17 protein-coding genes and 1 riboswitch are annotated in these 17,450 nt (G+C 36.8%); of the genes, 10 read left to right on the forward strand and 7 right to left on the reverse strand.

Features of this window, described 5'->3' with window-relative positions:
- Positions 1 to 2: 2 nt before the first annotated feature.
- Genes ACHUFV_RS01055 through ACHUFV_RS01065 form a run of 3 tightly spaced genes read left to right on the forward strand, consistent with a single transcriptional unit; the run spans position 3 to position 2,554 of the window.
- The gene (locus tag ACHUFV_RS01055) at positions 3 to 683 is read left to right on the forward strand and encodes a response regulator transcription factor (RefSeq protein WP_394231621.1); all 681 of its coding nucleotides are present in this window, start codon (positions 3 to 5) and stop codon (positions 681 to 683) included.
- Positions 680 to 2,086, forward strand: coding sequence for a sensor histidine kinase (locus ACHUFV_RS01060; protein WP_394231623.1), 1,407 nt, complete (start codon positions 680 to 682; stop codon positions 2,084 to 2,086). The genes ACHUFV_RS01055 and ACHUFV_RS01060 overlap by 4 nt, the downstream gene beginning before the upstream one ends.
- 36 nt (positions 2,087 to 2,122) lie before the next feature.
- Entirely contained in the window at positions 2,123 to 2,554 is a 432-nt protein-coding gene (locus tag ACHUFV_RS01065; protein WP_394231625.1) for a FixH family protein, read from the forward strand.
- Between the two features lie 65 nt (positions 2,555 to 2,619).
- Here the strand turns inward: ACHUFV_RS01065 and ACHUFV_RS01070 are convergent, their stop codons facing one another.
- The 6 genes from ACHUFV_RS01070 to ACHUFV_RS01095 form a co-directional block, all read right to left on the reverse strand.
- The gene (locus ACHUFV_RS01070; RefSeq protein WP_394231627.1) at positions 2,620 to 3,096 is read right to left on the reverse strand and encodes an Hsp20/alpha crystallin family protein; all 477 of its coding nucleotides are present in this window, start codon (positions 3,094 to 3,096) and stop codon (positions 2,620 to 2,622) included.
- Between the two features lie 51 nt (positions 3,097 to 3,147).
- Entirely contained in the window at positions 3,148 to 3,636 is a 489-nt protein-coding gene (locus ACHUFV_RS01075; RefSeq protein WP_394231629.1) for an Hsp20/alpha crystallin family protein, read from the reverse strand.
- 181 nt (positions 3,637 to 3,817) lie between these two features.
- Entirely contained in the window at positions 3,818 to 5,185 is a 1,368-nt protein-coding gene (locus ACHUFV_RS01080; protein ID WP_394231631.1) for an MATE family efflux transporter, read from the reverse strand.
- Positions 5,186 to 5,404: 219 nt separating this feature from the next.
- Positions 5,405 to 5,956 (reverse strand): GNAT family N-acetyltransferase, encoded by a 552-nt coding sequence (locus tag ACHUFV_RS01085; protein ID WP_394231633.1) that lies wholly within the window; start codon positions 5,954 to 5,956, stop codon positions 5,405 to 5,407.
- A 353-nt stretch (positions 5,957 to 6,309) separates the two neighbouring features.
- On the reverse strand, positions 6,310 to 7,443 hold the full coding sequence (locus tag ACHUFV_RS01090) for an amidohydrolase (protein WP_394231635.1): 1,134 nt from the start codon (positions 7,441 to 7,443) through the stop codon (positions 6,310 to 6,312).
- Positions 7,444 to 7,550: 107 nt separating this feature from the next.
- On the reverse strand, positions 7,551 to 8,330 hold the full coding sequence (locus ACHUFV_RS01095) for an undecaprenyl-diphosphate phosphatase (protein WP_394233337.1): 780 nt from the start codon (positions 8,328 to 8,330) through the stop codon (positions 7,551 to 7,553).
- A gap of 236 nt (positions 8,331 to 8,566) precedes the next feature.
- Between ACHUFV_RS01095 and ACHUFV_RS01100 the strand changes: the two genes are divergently transcribed.
- The 7 genes from ACHUFV_RS01100 to dapF all read left to right on the forward strand — a co-directional run bounded on the left by ACHUFV_RS01100 (position 8,567) and on the right by dapF (position 15,403).
- Positions 8,567 to 8,890: a DUF4870 domain-containing protein gene (locus tag ACHUFV_RS01100; protein ID WP_394231637.1), complete on the forward strand. Its 324-nt coding sequence runs from the start codon at positions 8,567 to 8,569 to the stop codon at positions 8,888 to 8,890.
- A 131-nt stretch (positions 8,891 to 9,021) separates the two neighbouring features.
- Positions 9,022 to 9,801 (forward strand): hypothetical protein, encoded by a 780-nt coding sequence (locus ACHUFV_RS01105; protein ID WP_394231639.1) that lies wholly within the window; start codon positions 9,022 to 9,024, stop codon positions 9,799 to 9,801.
- A 142-nt stretch (positions 9,802 to 9,943) separates the two neighbouring features.
- Positions 9,944 to 10,088, forward strand: a riboswitch (FMN riboswitch).
- A 274-nt stretch (positions 10,089 to 10,362) separates the two neighbouring features.
- Positions 10,363 to 11,013 carry a riboflavin synthase gene (gene ribE, locus ACHUFV_RS01110; protein WP_394231641.1) on the forward strand — a complete coding sequence of 217 codons (651 nt, stop codon included), beginning with the start codon at positions 10,363 to 10,365 and terminating at the stop codon, positions 11,011 to 11,013.
- 54 nt (positions 11,014 to 11,067) lie between these two features.
- Entirely contained in the window at positions 11,068 to 12,264 is a 1,197-nt protein-coding gene (locus tag ACHUFV_RS01115) for a bifunctional 3,4-dihydroxy-2-butanone-4-phosphate synthase/GTP cyclohydrolase II (RefSeq protein ID WP_394231643.1), read from the forward strand.
- Between the two features lie 120 nt (positions 12,265 to 12,384).
- The gene (gene ribH, locus ACHUFV_RS01120) at positions 12,385 to 12,855 is read left to right on the forward strand and encodes a 6,7-dimethyl-8-ribityllumazine synthase (protein WP_394231645.1); all 471 of its coding nucleotides are present in this window, start codon (positions 12,385 to 12,387) and stop codon (positions 12,853 to 12,855) included.
- A gap of 190 nt (positions 12,856 to 13,045) precedes the next feature.
- Positions 13,046 to 14,314, forward strand: coding sequence for an EAL and HDOD domain-containing protein (locus tag ACHUFV_RS01125; RefSeq protein WP_394231647.1), 1,269 nt, complete (start codon positions 13,046 to 13,048; stop codon positions 14,312 to 14,314).
- A 105-nt stretch (positions 14,315 to 14,419) separates the two neighbouring features.
- Positions 14,420 to 15,403, forward strand: a complete 984-nt coding sequence (gene dapF, locus ACHUFV_RS01130) for a diaminopimelate epimerase (RefSeq protein WP_394231649.1) — start codon at positions 14,420 to 14,422, stop codon at positions 15,401 to 15,403.
- 99 nt (positions 15,404 to 15,502) lie between these two features.
- On the opposite strand, the gene ligD is transcribed toward dapF, so the two are convergent.
- Entirely contained in the window at positions 15,503 to 17,365 is a 1,863-nt protein-coding gene (gene ligD, locus ACHUFV_RS01135) for a DNA ligase D (RefSeq protein WP_394231651.1), read from the reverse strand.
- Between the last annotated feature and the right edge of the window lie 85 nt (positions 17,366 to 17,450).

Here is a 17,450-nt window from a genome sequence, read left to right on the forward strand (position 1 = left end):
AAATGACGAAATATCGAATCTTATTAATTGATGATGAAGAAGACATGCGTCATTTAACGCAAATGTATCTTGAAAATTCAGGCTTTGAATGCATTCAAGCAGAAGGTGGAAATGCAGCCTATAAAGTCCTTCAGGAAGAAACAATTGATTTAATATTACTTGATATTATGATGCCTGAAGAAGACGGCTTTCAAGTATGTCAAACGATTCTTAAAAACTATGATATACCTATTATTTTTCTTTCTGCAAAGGGGGAAGAATGGGATAAAGTTCGAGCTTTCCAATTAGGAGGTGACGACTATATTGTCAAACCATTCAGTCCTGGTGAAATGGTGGCAAGAATCCAAGCTGTATTACGCCGCTTTAATCAACAGCATCAACAGGAAGATTTGCAAAAAATTGGTACTATTACCCTCAATCAGCATGCAAGGACAGTGATGGTAGATAACAATGTTGTTCCGTTGACATTAAAGGAATATGAATTGCTATTATTTTTAATAGAACATCAGCATCAGGCGTTAAGTAGAGAGCAGCTTTTAGAAAAAGTCTGGGGTATGGACTATATTGGCAGTTTGCGCACTGTAGATACCCATATCAAAACACTTCGAATGAAACTTGGACTTGCAGACTATATTCAAACGGTTTGGGGAATAGGTTATAAATTTGAGGTAAAAGAAACATGAAACCATTTTCACATAGTTTGGCAAAAAAGCTATGGATATCCATTTCTGCAGCCATTCTTATAACGATCCTGTACTCCTATTTTTTATCATACTTTTTTTATGAGAAATTATATGTTGAAAATATTGAAACCGCTCTATTAAAAGAAGGAAATCGATTAGCAGCTGACTACACAGGAGGCGCATTAACTGACGAATGGAAAAATAAAATGGAGTGGTATAATTCAAAAACAGAAGCTGAAGTGTTTGTTGTTAATAATCCAAAGGAATTGAGCGCTTGTTTACCTTTTGAGATGGAAACACATGCGTTAATTGGTGCCGAAGAGCGAGCGCAATTACTTGCGGGAGATGCAATTGAAAAGGTCGGCTATGAAGAAAGATTTGACCGTAAGATTATTTCAGTTATTATTCCATTATTGGATGGAGAGCGCCTAGAAGGAATTATTTATATGTATATGCCGCTTGCGAAGATTACAGAGCTGACAAAGGAATTTGCTTATCTTTGGTTTATTTCTGCTGTCTTATTTCTCATAATCGCATTATATGTCGGGATCAAAGTGATTCAGAAGTTAACAGATCCTCTTTCTGAGATGAAGCAGGCAGCCATTCATGTTTCTAATGGGAACTACTTAACGAGACTTACCGTTCATTCGAAAGATGAGATAGGTGAATTAGCTGCAGCCTTTAATCATATGGCAGAATCCATTCAAAAGGAAGATGAACGAAAAAAGGAGTTTCTCGCAAATGTTTCACATGAATTAAGAACACCTATCAGCTATGTGAAGGGCTACAGTGATGCACTTCTTATGGGACTTGTACAGAATAAAGAGGATAAGAAGCAATATTTGCACTTGATTCATCGTGAAGCAGGCCGAATGGAACGCTTAGTTGGTGATCTGCTTGATTTATCCAAGCTTGACAGTGATGAATATGAATCTCAGCTTGTCAAAATACCGCTGCCGCTGGCACAGCTTATTGAAGAAGCAACAGAAAAATATGGTCATGTCATGAAAGAAAAGGGACTCGAATTTCAATTAGATTTAGATCCAGAGATTATTATTAATGGTGATGAGGGACGGATTGAACAAATAGTACTTAATGTGATGGACAATGCTATTCGCTATACAGAAAAAGGCGGTATAAAAATTGAACTAAAAAAATCAGGGGCTGAATGCTGCATTTCGATTCAAGATACAGGTAAAGGGATCCCTGCCGAGGATATCAATAAAATTAAGCAGCGCTTTTATCGTGTGAATAAAGCAAGAACTCGTTCTGATGGGGGGACAGGTCTAGGTCTTGCGATTGTTGATAAGCTGGTTATACTGCATGGCGGACATGTAAAAATTAGCAGTGAAGTGAGAAAGGGAACGACGGTTGATATTTATCTTCCGATGCTAATAGATTAACAGGAGCGTATTAATTTGTGATAGGGGAATTGGAAAATGAAAACGAAATTATCTGTAGTATTGCTTATTGTATTAGTTTTCCTTACTGCGTGTACAGGCAGTAAGGAAAGTGAGGAAGTGGAGCCTCAATTTTTAGATGTAAAACTAAGTGTGAACCCTGAGCAGGGAAATATTGATGAGCCAGTTACATTTGAAGCAAAGGTAACCTATGGCGATAAAAAAGTAACAGAGCCTAATTCAATCGATTTTGAGATTTGGCGTGCTAACGATGAAAATCATGAGAAAATCATACCAGAGCATATCGGTAATGGTGTTTTTAAACTGGAAAAAACATTTACCGTTGAAGGAACCTATTATATATATTCGCATGTAACAGCTGAAAATATGCATAGCATGCCTAAAAAGGAATTCGTTATCGGTACGCCGAGCGATCCGGAAGATAGTATTACTTCAACAATTATGGAGTAATCAAAACGATACATTGCTGATAAGAAATTGAGAAAAAGAACAGTCTCTTATGGAGTCTGTTCCTTTTAATTTTCAGTCTCTTTATTAATCTTAATTGGGATTTCTTTAGCATCATCTATTTGAATAGGTAAAATTAGTGTGAAAAGACCGTTTTGAAATGTATGGCGAATAGATGGCTTTATGACGGGGAAGGGGAGCGCAATTTCTTTTTTAAATGCTTTGCTTACTCGTTCCTTAATAAAATAATTACTGCCTGTTTTCAATGTATAATAGCTTCCTTGAATAACTACATTGCCCTGGGATAATGAAACTTGGATATCATCCGTGGTTAAACCTGGAAGCTCTAATTCGAGAATGAGAAGATGATCTTTTTGGTATAGGTCACATGGTGGAAAGGTATCGTTGTTTTTGATGAAATTTTTTTCAAAATTCATTTTTCCTTCTTTTGCAAGCGTATCAAGGTCAAGGACCTGATTCCAAAATTGATCCTGTTGAAATTGCTGTGTTAAAGCAAACCATTGTTTTAGTTTTTCTGGATTCATACTGTTCTCTCCTTATAAACATTATGAGTCTTGGCCCTTCAAGAGGAGATGTTAAAGTAGTTCAGTCACATTTATTTCAGAATAATGTGTATCAATGTCCTTTGGAATTTTTATTTCAAGCGTATTATCTTTAAAGTTAGCTGTGGTCCCTTTTTTCTTCACCAAGGACGGCAGTGGAATCGAGTGTTTATTCCCTTGCTCAGGGATATTTTCTAATAAAAGCAAATGTGACGTGTGGGAGAGCTTTAGTCTTGTTAACCAGTCTTCAGAGTCAAGGATTATCCGAACAAATATATTGTCATGGGTTTCGAATACAGAATAGTTAATTTTGGAGTTCCCTTTAGCCGGGACATCTGTTTGAGTATAAGGAAATCCCTGAAAATGCTTCATCATTTCCTGTGGGTTCATATTGTTTGGAAAAGACGGCTGAAATACTTTACCCATTATATTTTGCACAAATTGATTTATCTCTTCAGGCTTCATATTCTTTACTTTTGACTGTACCTCTTTGTCAAAGGGAAATAAATTCCATGGAAACATTGGATTCATCCTTCCTTCATATTACACATTGTTAATTTATTAGCAGAAAAGGTCCAATCTATATCAATTCTTACTAAAAATATAGTATGCAGAATAGTGCAGAGGGTTAAAAAAAACCACACACTGTTATTAAATGTAAACCAGTGCGTGGTTTTCATCGTTATAATGGATTGCGCAGGACCTAACTAGCACGAGCCTTTCTGTACACGAATTTTTTTCTCTGAATATAGAGAAGTCTCCCTAAAAGGCTAAGCGCACCAACAGCTAAACCGACAATTAGCCCAATCCAATAACCATATGGTCCTAATTCTGTATATTTGGCTAGTAAAAATCCAAATGGCAGGCCGATAATCCAATAGGATAGGAACGACATATAAAACGTTGTATTAACATCTTTATAGCCACGCAGCGCTCCTTGTATAGGAGCTTGGATAGCATCCGATAACTGGAAGAAAAGAGCAAATAATAAGAAATGAACGGACAATTGAATAACTTCCGGATCCTTCGAGTAGAGACCTGCGACTTCTGTTCTGAATGCAAGGATGATAATCCCGCAAATACATGCCATCAGAATGGCAACACCAATACCAAGTAAGCTATATTGCTTGGCATCCTGGTAGCGTTTTGCCCCAATTTCAAATCCAACTAATATAGTCAGGGTCATAGAAATGCTTAAAGGAATCATATAGAGCAAGGAAGCAAAATTCATTGCAACTTGATGTGACGCAATGGTAATTGTGTCGAATTCACTCATAAACAGTGTTACAGCTGAAAAAATACTTGTCTCAAAAAAGATGGAAAGTCCAATCGGAACACCGATTTTAAGGATCTCTATTATTTTAGACTTTATTATTTGATAGGAGCCTCGAAAAATGCTATAGCTCGAAAAAGGCATTTCCTTATGAACAATCAAGATAGCTATCAGCAATAATACCCAATAGGTGATTGTAGTTGCATATCCTGTCCCCACTCCGCCTAGTTCAGGAAATCCTGCTTTACCAAATATCAGTAAATAGTTTAAGACGATATTAATCGGTAAGGCAGATAAAGTAATGAACATCGACACACGAGTTTTGCCAAGTGCATCAATGAATGCACGAATGGCATTGTACATAAATAAAGGAATAATTCCAAAACTTAATGCTGATAAATACTCAAATGCAACTTTTTCAACGTTGGGATCAAGGCTCATTCTGTTTAATAAAGGTTCCAATGCTAGGAATCCTATCACAATGATACATACAGCCATTATAACGGCAACATATAATCCTTGAATGACTGTCTGACTGACATCTTTCTGTTGTTTAGCGCCAATCAACTGTGAAACAATGGGTGTAATGCTAATTAAAATCCCTGTTAAGCCAGTTGAGATAGGGACCCATAAAGACGATCCAATTGCCACTCCAGCAAGATCATTGGAACTATAGTGACCGGACATGGTTGTATCAAAGAAATTCATAGAAAACATTCCAAGCTGCGTTATGAAGATAGGGATTAATATAATAAATAATTGATGTAATTTTTGTTTTTTACTTTTTGTTATAATCATCATTCTTCCTCTGTTTCTCTCATTAGCTACAAAACTAAATTATACCACAATAGTTAGTAAGAGGTAAGGAATTACGATTGAGGATGCTAGCGAGCGGAAAAGATAAAAAGCGGCCGACCCAATTAAGGTCAAACCGCTTGTATTGAAAAAGTGCTGTAACTAGCTGATACACCCGTATTTTTTGTGTCCAAGAAGTATGTTTGAATAAAATAGTTGATGCTATGCTTCCAACCTATGAGTATCCTCGATTGTTTGTCTTTTCGTGTGTAATGTATAAAGATCCTTAGGGATTTCGTATAATTTAAAAATGTTTCCAGTAGAGTTTAATTGTTCAAAAAGGGATTTACGGGATTCTTGAGCATTGATGGTGTAGGGAAGTTTTTCAGCGGCTTTTTGAGAGCGGATATTTTCTGTGCGGATGCGCATAAAGACGGTTTCTATGTTAAGCTCATAGAACAGTTCTTCAAAGAAGGCAGCTTTTGCACGCTGGTTATATCCTTTTCCGTGATAGCCCTTACCGAGCCATGTTCCTAAGAATCCTGCATTTTCCTGTATATCGTATAAACTGATGGTTCCAATAGGTGAGCCCCAATCATCTAAAATGGTTCTTGATATTAGCTCACCACGTTCTTCAGCCTCAATCATCTGCTTTGTTATAAATAAAAATTCCTCGTAGGATGCAGCTTTATGACGCACAAAAGGGAAGACATCTGGATGTGTCATCAAGTCATATAATTCATGGCATTCATGTAGTTCGCGTTTCTTTAGCACAGTTATTCCCTCCATTTGAGGGCAGTTTTACTCCATGACAAAGAGTTACAGCCCACCCTCGAAATTTTTTATAATCTTACTAAAAAATTTCGGGGTGGGAATCGAACCCACTAGAACCAGTTTGACTGGTGGCGCACCATTTGCCTTCCCAATTACTTAAACACAATATGATTTTTTGAACGTAAAGTAAGCAAAATCGTCACAGATGTTTGCTAAAATCGTCTCCTTTGATAAACAACTTATTTGTATAAATAAGTAACATATCTAATCGTATTTTACATAAAAAAATTAAAAAAGAAAATGTAGTTTTTGTAAATTATCATGAAAGTTTATGGACAATTTTTGACAGCAATTCATTCTTTAGCTAGAAAAGCGAATTCACCGTCGATCATTGTCCATTTTGGTTTGGCCATGAAATGAAAGGGTGGGTGCGACCAAAGTACAAGGTCAGCATCCTTTCCAGTTTCAATGCTGCCGATTTTATGATCAAGCCTTAAATTACGGGCGGGTAAAATAGTAATAGCTTCCAATGCCTGCTGTTCAGAAAGGCCTTCCCGAACAGCAATAGCTGCACAGATATTTAAATAATGAATGGGTATATATGGATGGTCTGTTGTGAGGGAAACTTCTATATCTTTTTGCATTAAGATGGGATAGGTCTCCCATGTTTTGTTCGCGAGTTCAACTTTGGATTTGCGGGTTAAAGTGGGACCAACCGATACTTTTAGATTCAAACCTGTTAGTTCCTTTACAATCAGGTGGCCTTCTGTACAATGTTCAATACGTAAATCGAGATCAAATTCATCTGCAAAGCGAATGGCGGAGAGTATATCATCTGCACGATGAGCATGTATTCGTACAGGAATTTCCTTCTTTATGGCTTTTAATATAGGGGAGAAACGGAGCATATCAGGATAATCGCAATATTGTGCTTCATAAAAAATTTCGCGCAGCATACCCATAATGCCCATTCGTGTGATCGAGTCATTTTTTCCGTGACTGTGAACCCGTTTGGGATTCTCACCAAGGGCAATTTTTAGACCTGCTGGTTCCTGTAAGATCATTTTCTTTATATTAGTCCCTCTTGTTTTTATGACAGCAGTTGTTCCACCGATAATAGTAGAGCTGCCAGGCATTACATGGACGGTCGTAATGCCTGCTTTAACAGCATCTAGAAAAGCGGGATCAAAAGGGTTCACACCATCGATTGCTCGCAGATGGGGGTTTAATAGACCGCTTGTTTCATTTGCATCATTGCCGGGCCAACCGATCCCCTCATTATACAAACCGAGATGTGTATGAACATCAATAAAACCAGGTAATAGCCAAAGCCCGCTGCATTCTACAATTTTTGTATCTGAACCTATTGGCAGCTGTGCTGCAATTCGCTTTATTTTACCGTTTTCAATCGATACATCCCCGAAGAAGGGAGATGCTGTGATTGGGTGGATATGGGCGTTTTTTAATAGAATTATCTTACTAGTCATTGTGAGAACCTCAATGTATTGGATTTGCCTATTAAGAAATGAATAGTCAATAGGATTTTCATCTCAATAGTATATGTAGCAAACAGCTATTTGGTTAGAAATATGAGTTAAAAAGTACCTGTGAGCTGTAAAGCTAGAATAATGAAGCCTAAAATCCATACGTATACGGCAAATACTTTTAACGAGTTTTTTTGCAAATATTTAATCATCCATACGATTGCAGCGTAACCAAATAATGCTGAAGCCAGTGTTGCTACTAATAAGGCGCTGAAGGAAATTGCTTCAACATGTCCGGATGCTAATTCACCAACCTGAAAAATAATTCCGCCCGCGATCGCTGGAATAGATAATAAAAATGAAAACCATGCTGCTGTTTCTCGGTTGAGTTTTCTAAATAATCCTGCCGCTACAGTTAAACCTGATCTGGAGACAGCAGGGAAAATTGCAGCCGCCTGAAATGTCCCTATAAATAAAGCATCCTTATAGCTGATTTGTTCCATTTTCTTGCCGCCCTGTTTAACGCCGTCAGCCATCCAAAGTATGACACCGGTAAATAAAAATTCCCAGCCAATCGTAACACCTGTTTCTGAAATTGAATCAAAGAAATCGTTTAACAAGAGTCCGACAATGACTGCTGGGATTGTTCCAATGACCAGTAGCATAGACAGATGTCCAAACGGTTTTTTCAGAATTTGAACCAGCTCATCCTTATAAACGACAAGTACAGCCAATAATGTCCCAACATGTAGCATTGTATCGAGGAAAAGTCCTGCTTCATCCAGACCAAATAAATGTCTTCCCAAGTACAAATGTCCCGTACTGGAAATGGGTAAAAATTCAGTTAATCCTTGAATCAATCCTAAAATAAAAGCTTCTATTTTAGACATCATGAATCAATCACCCTCAATTCATTTCTTACTTAGTGAATATGCATAGATAAGGTTGTCTATCTCAAATATATTCACAATCACTAAATCAAGAACAATTAAGCGTATCCGAAGGATAAAAAGATGAATCCTTTCTGATATGAGAACGTAATATAGTTGGGAAATCTTTTAAATCGTAGTTTATGGACGTATGAATTGCCGATAGTAAATAAATAAAAAGAGAGGGGAAGATGGAAATGCCATCACAAGAAGAAAGAGTATTAGCAGCAATACTTTATGTTGCGAGTTTCTTTACTATTTTTATTGGGCCGCTTATTATTTGGTTAATTAAAAAAGATGATTCAGCCTTTATTGATTATCATGGGAAGGAATATTTTAACTTTTTAATTTCGTATACAGTCTATACAGTTGTCAGTATTATTCTCATGATCGTATTGATTGGAATACTAACGATCTGGCTTGTTGGAGTTTACGTGTTTGTGTTTACGATCATTGCAGCTGTAAAGGCATATGAAGGAGACACATACAGAATTCCGTTTGTCTTTCGCCTAATTCGTTAAAATAGTAAAAAAACTGCCTTGCTAAGGCAGTTTTTTTCATATATTTATTTTTCATATTTATAGGATTGAAAAAATAGAATTGTAATAGCGGGTTTCAAATACGGGTGATAATTAGGACAAGGAGTATTATAATGAATATCCAACAATTTTATCAGCAATCAGCAGCAGCCTCATTAAATGCAAGTCTCGCTGCCTTCATCCCATCTATTGCATTACTCATTTATGCAATTTTTATTTCAAAAACCTATCATCTTTTACTATTAGTCATTCCATTCCTTATTTATAGTTTTTTCTGTTATCAAAAGTTTCTTTTATATCAAAAACGAGCAAAAACTGTAAAGCTTTCGATACCACGCGTCGAACTCTCCAGTAAAAATTTGTTTGATAGAGAATTATTATTAACATTTTTACCGGCACCTTCACTAAGACTACTTTTCTTTACACCCACCGGAATGAAGGCAGGAGAAATAAGAGACCAATCTTTTTTACTGATAAGATGGTTTCTACCCAATTTTATTGATAGACTATTTACGAAAAAGTATGGGCTGTATGATTTTCAAGACGAGCCAATTGTATTTTATCATGATTTAAAGGACAGAATTATCATTACTTCACCAGTTAATCAAGAACTAGCTGTTATTTATAAAGCGAAAAACGGGAAAAATAAAGAGTATTTTTTTGAGACAAAAAGTATTGTAGTTAAACAGAGCAGTCTGCAGGATTATTCATTTCATTCATCAGAGGGAGTTCTCCTTGCCAATATTCAAACAGGGTGGATGCCGTTAGAATGGGGGGAGCGCTTTGTTCATACAAATACCCCGATTCTTACGATAGATGAGAAATTGACTGACATTGAGATTTTACAGCTGTTTTCACTTTTCATTAGTATGTATAAGTATGGTAACCATTGACTATAGAGGAATCCATTAATTAACACAATAAGTTAGTATTTTAGTATTTTGACACAAAGGTTTAACAAAAATAGTTATTTAATTGAAAGTTCTACATTGTCTCCTATTTTGAACTATGATACTATAATATTAATTTAATAAAGGAATCCTTCGGGGCTGGGTGAAATTCCCAACCGGCGGTGATGAGGCAATGCCTCTTAGTCCGTGACCCGGTTTCAGTAATGGAAACGGTGGATTTGGTGAAATTCCAAAGCCGACAGTGAAAGTCTGGATGGGAGAAGGACATGAATCACACACGTTAAAAATGAGTACATACTAACGTTTATTTGGTATTGCATTTTTATTTGGTATTGCTTTATTAAGCCCTGTACAAACTAATTGTATGGGGCTTTTTTAGATTTTACCATCTGCGAAATACCATTATAAGTGTATGTTTAGGACCACATTTTAAGATTTCCTCATATGTGTTTCACTATCCATATTTCCAGCCAAACCCCATGGCGACCGGATACCGATAAATATCCCCATTCAAAAACTGCAGGAAAAAGGAGGAGTACTGCCTTGTTCACTGGTCTCATCGAAGAGCTAGGAATCATAAAAAGAATTAATGCAAAAGGGCATACCCTGACTCTCGTGATAGAAGCAAAAAAAATCATGCAGGATTTACATCTCGGCGATAGTATTGCGGTTAACGGTGTTTGCTTAACCGTTACTAAGTTTTCTCAGAGTCAGTTTGAAGCAGATGTAATGCCGGAAACGTTTAAACATACTTCACTTGCCACATTAAAGGAAGGGTCAAGAGTAAATTTAGAAAGAGCCATGCTTGCTAATGGGCGTTTTGGCGGCCATTTTGTCACTGGACATATCGATGGTATAGGACGCTTACGAAAACGAACGAACATGGAAAATGCAATCTTAGTTGAGATAGAAATCCCTGAGGACTATTCTAAATTTGTATTAGAAAAAGGATCTATTGCAATAGATGGAACCTCGCTCACTATTTTTAAAACTGGTAAAAGTTCTGTAACAGTTTCATTAATACCGCATACGGCTAAAGAGGCTGTTCTTGGTTTTAAATCAGAAGGGGAAATTGTGAATCTTGAGTTCGATGTTATGGCAAAATATTTTTATTCATTCATGAATCATCAACAAAAAGAAGATAAGCCAAAGGGTTTAACAATGGATTTCTTAAAAGATAACGGGTTTTACTAATTTTTGAAACGGGTTGTTATGTGGGATAAGTGATCATAAAAGGAGGAAAACAATATGTTTCATACGATAGAAGAAGCATTAGAGGATCTAAAAGCTGGAAAAGTGATTATTGTTGTTGATGATGAAGATCGAGAAAACGAAGGCGATTTCTTGGCCCTTGCTGAATTTTCTTCACCTCAAGCGATTAATTTTATGGCAAAGGAAGGAAGAGGGCTGATTTGTACCCCTGTCACTGAAGCTGTTGCCAGCCGGTTGAACCTTCATCCAATGGTGAAAAATAATACCGATGTTAAAGAAACAGCCTTTACTGTGACAATTGACCATAAGGATACAACAACCGGAATAAGTGCCTACGAACGGGCTTTTACGATTGAAAAATTATTGGATCCGAGTACAAAGGCAGAGGATTTCAATAGACCTGGTCATATTTTCCCGTTAATTGCAAAAAATGGCGGTGTATTACGGAGGGCAGGACATACCGAAGCAGCGGTGGATTTTGCGAGATTGGCCGGAGCTGAACCGGTAGGGATAATCTGTGAAATTATGAATGATGATGGCACGATGGCCCGCTTAGACAGTCTAAAGCAGGTTGCTGAAAAATTTGACCTTAAGCTTGTATCCATCGAGCAGTTGATTGAATATCGGCTGGCGCATCATGATACTAATGTGAAGCAGGAAGTAGAAATCACATTACCAACTGAATTTGGTGATTTTAAAGCATATGGCTATACAAGTATTTTAGATGGTAAAGAACATGTCGCACTTGTAAAAGGTGATATTGATGGAAATGAGCCTGTTTTACTTCGTGTTCATTCAGAATGCTTAACTGGTGATGTGTTCGGATCAAAACGGTGTGATTGCGGTCCCCAGCTGACAGCTGCATTGCAACAAATTGAACAAGAAGGTAAGGGCATTCTTTTATACATGAGGCAGGAGGGTAGAGGCATAGGTTTAATCAACAAATTAAAGGCCTACAGACTGCAAGAAGAGGGGTATGATACGGTCGAGGCCAATCATAAGCTTGGCTTTGATGCAGATCTACGGGACTATGGAATCGGTGCCCAAATCCTAAGAGATTTAGGTGTTAAGAAGATGAAATTATTAACCAATAATCCACGAAAAATTGCAGGTTTAAAAGGCTATGGTCTTGAAGTGGTTGAACGTGTTCCGCTGCAAATGCCGACTGAGAAGGAAAACGAACGTTACTTGAAAACAAAAAAAGAAAAGCTGGGTCATTTATTATCTTTATAAATAAATTGAGAAAGCTAACAAGTCTATTTTGATTATTTAGATTCAACTGGACAACCTATTACGTAAGTAAAAAGGTTATACCTATAATAATATTAGATGAATATAAAGGAGAGTATAGAAATGAAAAAAGTAATTGAAGGACATTTGATTGGTACCGGACTGAAAGTAGCCATTGTTGTGGCTAGATTCAATGAATTTATTAACAGCAAATTATTATCAGGAGCTGAGGATGCATTAAAGAGACACGGTGTTCAAGATGACGATGTTACGATTTATTGGGTTCCAGGTGCATTTGAAATTCCATTAACAGCACAAAAGTTAGCAGAAAAAGGCGGGTATGATGCTATCATTACACTAGGATCTGTTATTAGAGGAGCAACGCCGCATTTTGATTTTGTTTCCAATGAGGTAGCAAAGGGCGTCGCGCATACAGGAATGCAAACAGGTGTACCAGTTATTTTTGGTGTTTTAACAACCGATTCAATTGAACAGGCAATTGAACGAGCTGGAACAAAGGCAGGAAATAAAGGCTATGATGCTGCAATGACTGCAATTGAGCTGGCAAATTTATATCGTCAAATTGAGCAATAATTAAATATATCGCTAATCATATGTTGAATAGTTTGTAATGAAGCAAGAAAAGGAGATGTTACAATATTGTGATATCTCTTTTTTATTTTTCTAATTTTAAGTACAATTTTCGACAAGATTATCAGTTTTTATAAGGTAAACTGTTCATAAGTGTAATTTACACATATATAAGAATGTCGGAGGGAGTCTTATGGAGGTTTTTGTAGCTAGACAACCTATCTTCAATATAGAGGAAGAAATTGTTGGGTATGAGCTCTTGTATCGTAATAATCTGACAAATGTCTTTCCTTATATAGACGGTGATCAAGCCACGGCAGAAGTCATTATTAACAGTTTTCTCAATATTGGGCTTGAACGCTTAACAGAAGGGAAAAAGTTTTCTATTCATTTTACAGAAAATTTACTAGAACAAAAATTGCCAACCTACTTTAGTCCAGACGACTTGGTCGTACAAATATCAAAGGAAGTGGTAATAAGCAATAAGTTGATTACCATTTGTCAGGAGCTAAAGGAACTAGGTTATTTACTTATTCTCGATGATCATTTTCTTTTTCAGGATCATCCATCTATGGACAAACTTTTACCGAACATTGCTATGATAAAAGTAGATTTTCGCGAAGAATATTCTCATCAACTTAAGCAAATTGAAACGATTGCTGCCAAACATAAGATAAAACTTTTTGCTGAAAAAATAGAGACTGAGGCGGCATATATTGAAGCCAAAAAAAGAGGCTATGTCTATTTTCAAGGTTATTTTTTTTCTGAACCAATAATTGAATCAACCTATGAAATTCCAGTTTGTTTTTCATCGCATTATCATGCCATTCAAAATATGTCATTAGAAGAATTAACAGTGGATGAAATGGCAGAATTGATTGAAAAGGATCTCTCACTTTCCATTAAACTACTAAGGTTAATTAATACAACATCAGCCAAATGTGATAAAAAAATCTGTTCGATTCGTGCAGCAATTGCTTCACTTGGTGTTGATAATGTAAAAAAGTGGGTCCATATCCTGTCTACAAGGGAGTCAGCGGATCAACCAACCTTTTTATCCGATCGTTGTATGCAATTAACATTAACAAGAGCGAAGCTGTGTGAAACAATTGCACGCCAAATTGGTACAGAGTTTCCATCAGGCTATTATATGGCTGGGTTAATTTCAACGATGGAAGAACTAGTTGATATATCAATGGAAGAAATACTTGCAGATCTTTCATTAAAGGAAGAAATTCATGATGCCTTATTGGGAAAAGAAAATAAATATAAGCTTGTATTAGATTTGGTTGAAGCGGTCGAGCAGGCAAAATGGAAGGAAATTAACCATTTCTGCAAAAAATTAAATATGACGGAACGGGATTTATTTCGAATTTATGCGGAGTCATTAAATTGGACAACTGAAATGATTCGCGAAGAAAAGATTGCAACGACTGGCCTGGATCCTTTGATTCATAATTAATTGCCGAAAATAGTATTCGATGAATCTGTTCTGCTATCTCCTAATCTGAAAAATGTGGTACAGTAAAACCATATCAATCAGAAATTTTTGCGGAGGTAGTGTTAAGTGAATATTGAGTTAATTAAATGCCATGGGTCTGGTAACGACTTTTTGTTAATTGATGAAATGGATGGGAAATTGTCGTTTAATGAGGAAGAACGTAAGGAACTAGCCATTGCCCTTTGTAATCGAGAAACGGAATTAGGCGCGGATGGAATTCTATTTGTATTAGACAGCGAAAAGTCAGATGCAAGAATGCGTGTTTTCAATAGTGACGGCTCAGAAGCGTCTATGTGCGGGAATGGTCTGCGATGTGTTGCCCGCTATGTTTGTGAAAAATTGAATAAAGACGAAGCTGTAATTGAAACGATGAAGGCTCATTTGCAGGTTAAGAAGCAGGACGATCTGTTCCCAGAAATTCCAACCTATATGGTGGAGATTTCACCGGTCTCGTTTCAATTGGAGGATTTGCCTCTTCAGTTGGAGAAGGAAACATTAATAAATAAGCATATAGAAGGTTTATCTGCTGATTTGACATTTACAGCACTAGCGGTTCCCAATCCCCATATTGTGACGATTGTTAAGGCAGAGGATATTCATTCTGATATTCAAAAGAATCTTAGTGAATATGTAAATGGCCCGAATCCTTTATTTCCGGATGGAGTGAATGTAAGCTTTGTTAATGAGCTGACAAAAGGAGCTATTTATGTTAGAACCTTTGAAAGAGGAGTTGGGTTTACAAATGCATGTGGAACAGCGATGTCGGCATCAAGTCTTGTTACATGCTTAAATGGATTAAATGAAAAAGAACAGGTTATAGAAGTTTATAATAATGGCGGTAAAGTAAGGTGTGTAGTTCATGAAATAGCGTCTGGTTATTGGATTGAACTAATTGGTAATGCCACATATGTATATCGAGCGACTGTTCAGCTGAGTGAGAAGGATAATTCTCATTTTGACGTAATAAATAAGGAGAATTTTGAAGCTGAGACCAATCAATATGCTAAATTAGGCGAAGCTGCACAAGAGTTTATTCGTCAATATATGTAATTTATTCAATAGATTATTATGAAAAGGATAGGTTCGTACATGACCTATCCTTTTTTGAATGCTTTACAATCATTTATTCAGTTTTTGTTTATAAAAGGTTTACTTTGTTTTTAGAAATTGTAAAACTGGATCAAAGTTTTGCTTTTTCTTCGCATCAAAAAATGCTCCAAATGGATCCCCATTCCCTTTTATCCTATCAAGGATTGAAGGTATTTGAAACGTTTCCATTGTTAATCCATCCTTTACTTCCTCCCAATAAAGCGGTGTTGCAACGGTTGCTTTGGGATTTCCTCTTGGAGAGTAGGGAGAGATGATGGTTTTTCCTTCAGCATGCTGAACATAGTCAATATAGAGCCGTCCGCCACGCTTTTTTTTCATTCGTTCAATTGTAAAAGAATCAGGATCCTTTGTAATTAAATATTCAGCGATAAAGGCTGTGAAAATCCTCGTATCCTCAAAGCTATAACGATGGTCAGGAAGTGGAATATAGACTTGTATCCCTTTATTTCCGGATGTTTTCACAAAGCTGATTAAATGTAAGCTGTCGAGGACCTCTTTTATTATATTTGCTGCTTTAATGGCTAATGGAAAAGCATCCTTTGACGGTGGATCTAAATCGAAGACAATTTCACTCGGACTTCCATTCCCGTCTATTGTTTGGAAAGGAATATGAAATTCGAATGCAAGCTGATTTCCCAGCCAAAGAAATGTGTCTAGGTTATTGCAAATAATATAATTGATTCCATCTGATTCTGCCGTTTTGATAAATTCCGGTGCGTAATCTGGACAATTTTTCTGATAAAAGGGCTCGCCAAACATACCATGTGGATAACGAATAACAGTTAATAAGCGGTTATGTAAAAATGGGGCAATATACGGGAAGATGTACTGTAAATACTCAATATACTGCTGTTTGGTTATTGCTGGTTTGTTCCACAGCGGTTTGTCAGGATGGCTTATCTCAAGCTCTTCACGTATGGACTTTGTCTGCTTTTGCTGTTCAACTGCTGCTTTCGGACCTTCAGGAAGCCTGCATTCCTTTGCTGGAATAAGGGTAAAAGCTTGAATACTTGGCTGTCTGAGTGTTCTTCCTTCAGGCCATTCAATAAATTGGACTTTCACCGTAATTTCTGGTCGAACCCACGTTACAGCTTTCATTCGTTCTGGATTATTATGGAATGGTTTGTCAGCTATTTTCAGTGTTTCTACTTTATCAGTAAGCTCCTTCCAATCATTTCGTGTCATTTTTCCAGTGCCGCAATTTCCGATATACCACAATTTTTCGTCTTGATCGTATAGCCCAAGCAAAACAGAATTCACTATTCCTGAGCGATAAGTGACTCCAGCAATGACGGCAATGATATCAAGATAATTTTTCACCTTTTGCCAGGATTGATCCTTGCCGTCAATTGTATATGGACTATTTAGGTTTTTACAGACTATGCCTTCTAACTGATGTTCCTTTGCCACTTTCCATAAAGCTTTATTATCCGTTTGTGAGGGTACAACTTGAATATGGGTAGTAGGCAGTACACATTCCCGAAGAATAGACATGCGGTTCTCTAACGGCTGATCGTGAATCCAGCTGCCATTATAATAGATAATGTCAAAGATCATGTAGAAAATAGGGACTTCATTTTTAACAAGTGTAACACGTTCCATTTTTCTCAAACCGTCCCTCCGCATAACCTGATGAAAAGAAGGGTTTCCATTTTCATCAAGTGCAATAACCTCCCCGTCAAAGATTACTGAATCTCCCTTAAAATAATCTTGAATGGACGTGATTTCTGGGTAATGTAACGTTCGTTCATGTAGCTTGCGATTAAATAATTGCACTTCTTTCCCATCAAAATACGTTAATATTCGTACTCCATCCCATTTAATTTGCGAAATCCACTCTTTGCCTGTAGGTATTTCATCTGAAGATACGGGTTCAAAGGGAATAATCGGTTTTAAATCCATTATGATAACTCCTTTTTTCAATAGTTTCCCCTTTGTCCATTAAAATTATTTCGTTGGGATTCCTGCAATAAATTACAACGTATTT

It is taken from the genome of Niallia oryzisoli (assembly GCF_043641075.1).
GTDB lineage: Bacteria > Bacillota > Bacilli > Bacillales > Cytobacillaceae > Bacillus_BD > Bacillus_BD oryzisoli_A.

Coding starts and splice junctions, on each gene's coding strand:
- ACHUFV_RS01055 (WP_394231621.1), top strand. CDS start 3: ATGACGAAATATCGAATCTTATTAATTGATGATGAAGAAGACATGCGT.
- ACHUFV_RS01060 (WP_394231623.1), top strand. CDS start 680: ATGAAACCATTTTCACATAGTTTGGCAAAAAAGCTATGGATATCCATT.
- ACHUFV_RS01065 (WP_394231625.1), top strand. CDS start 2,123: ATGAAAACGAAATTATCTGTAGTATTGCTTATTGTATTAGTTTTCCTT.
- ACHUFV_RS01070 (WP_394231627.1), bottom strand. CDS start 3,096: ATGAATCCAGAAAAACTAAAACAATGGTTTGCTTTAACACAGCAATTT.
- ACHUFV_RS01075 (WP_394231629.1), bottom strand. CDS start 3,636: ATGTTTCCATGGAATTTATTTCCCTTTGACAAAGAGGTACAGTCAAAA.
- ACHUFV_RS01080 (WP_394231631.1), bottom strand. CDS start 5,185: ATGATTATAACAAAAAGTAAAAAACAAAAATTACATCAATTATTTATT.
- ACHUFV_RS01090 (WP_394231635.1), bottom strand. CDS start 7,443: ATGACTAGTAAGATAATTCTATTAAAAAACGCCCATATCCACCCAATC.
- ACHUFV_RS01095 (WP_394233337.1), bottom strand. CDS start 8,330: ATGTCTAAAATAGAAGCTTTTATTTTAGGATTGATTCAAGGATTAACT.
- ACHUFV_RS01100 (WP_394231637.1), top strand. CDS start 8,567: ATGCCATCACAAGAAGAAAGAGTATTAGCAGCAATACTTTATGTTGCG.
- ACHUFV_RS01105 (WP_394231639.1), top strand. CDS start 9,022: ATGAATATCCAACAATTTTATCAGCAATCAGCAGCAGCCTCATTAAAT.
- ACHUFV_RS01115 (WP_394231643.1), top strand. CDS start 11,068: ATGTTTCATACGATAGAAGAAGCATTAGAGGATCTAAAAGCTGGAAAA.
- ribH (WP_394231645.1), top strand. CDS start 12,385: ATGAAAAAAGTAATTGAAGGACATTTGATTGGTACCGGACTGAAAGTA.
- ACHUFV_RS01125 (WP_394231647.1), top strand. CDS start 13,046: ATGGAGGTTTTTGTAGCTAGACAACCTATCTTCAATATAGAGGAAGAA.
- ligD (WP_394231651.1), bottom strand. CDS start 17,365: ATGGATTTAAAACCGATTATTCCCTTTGAACCCGTATCTTCAGATGAA.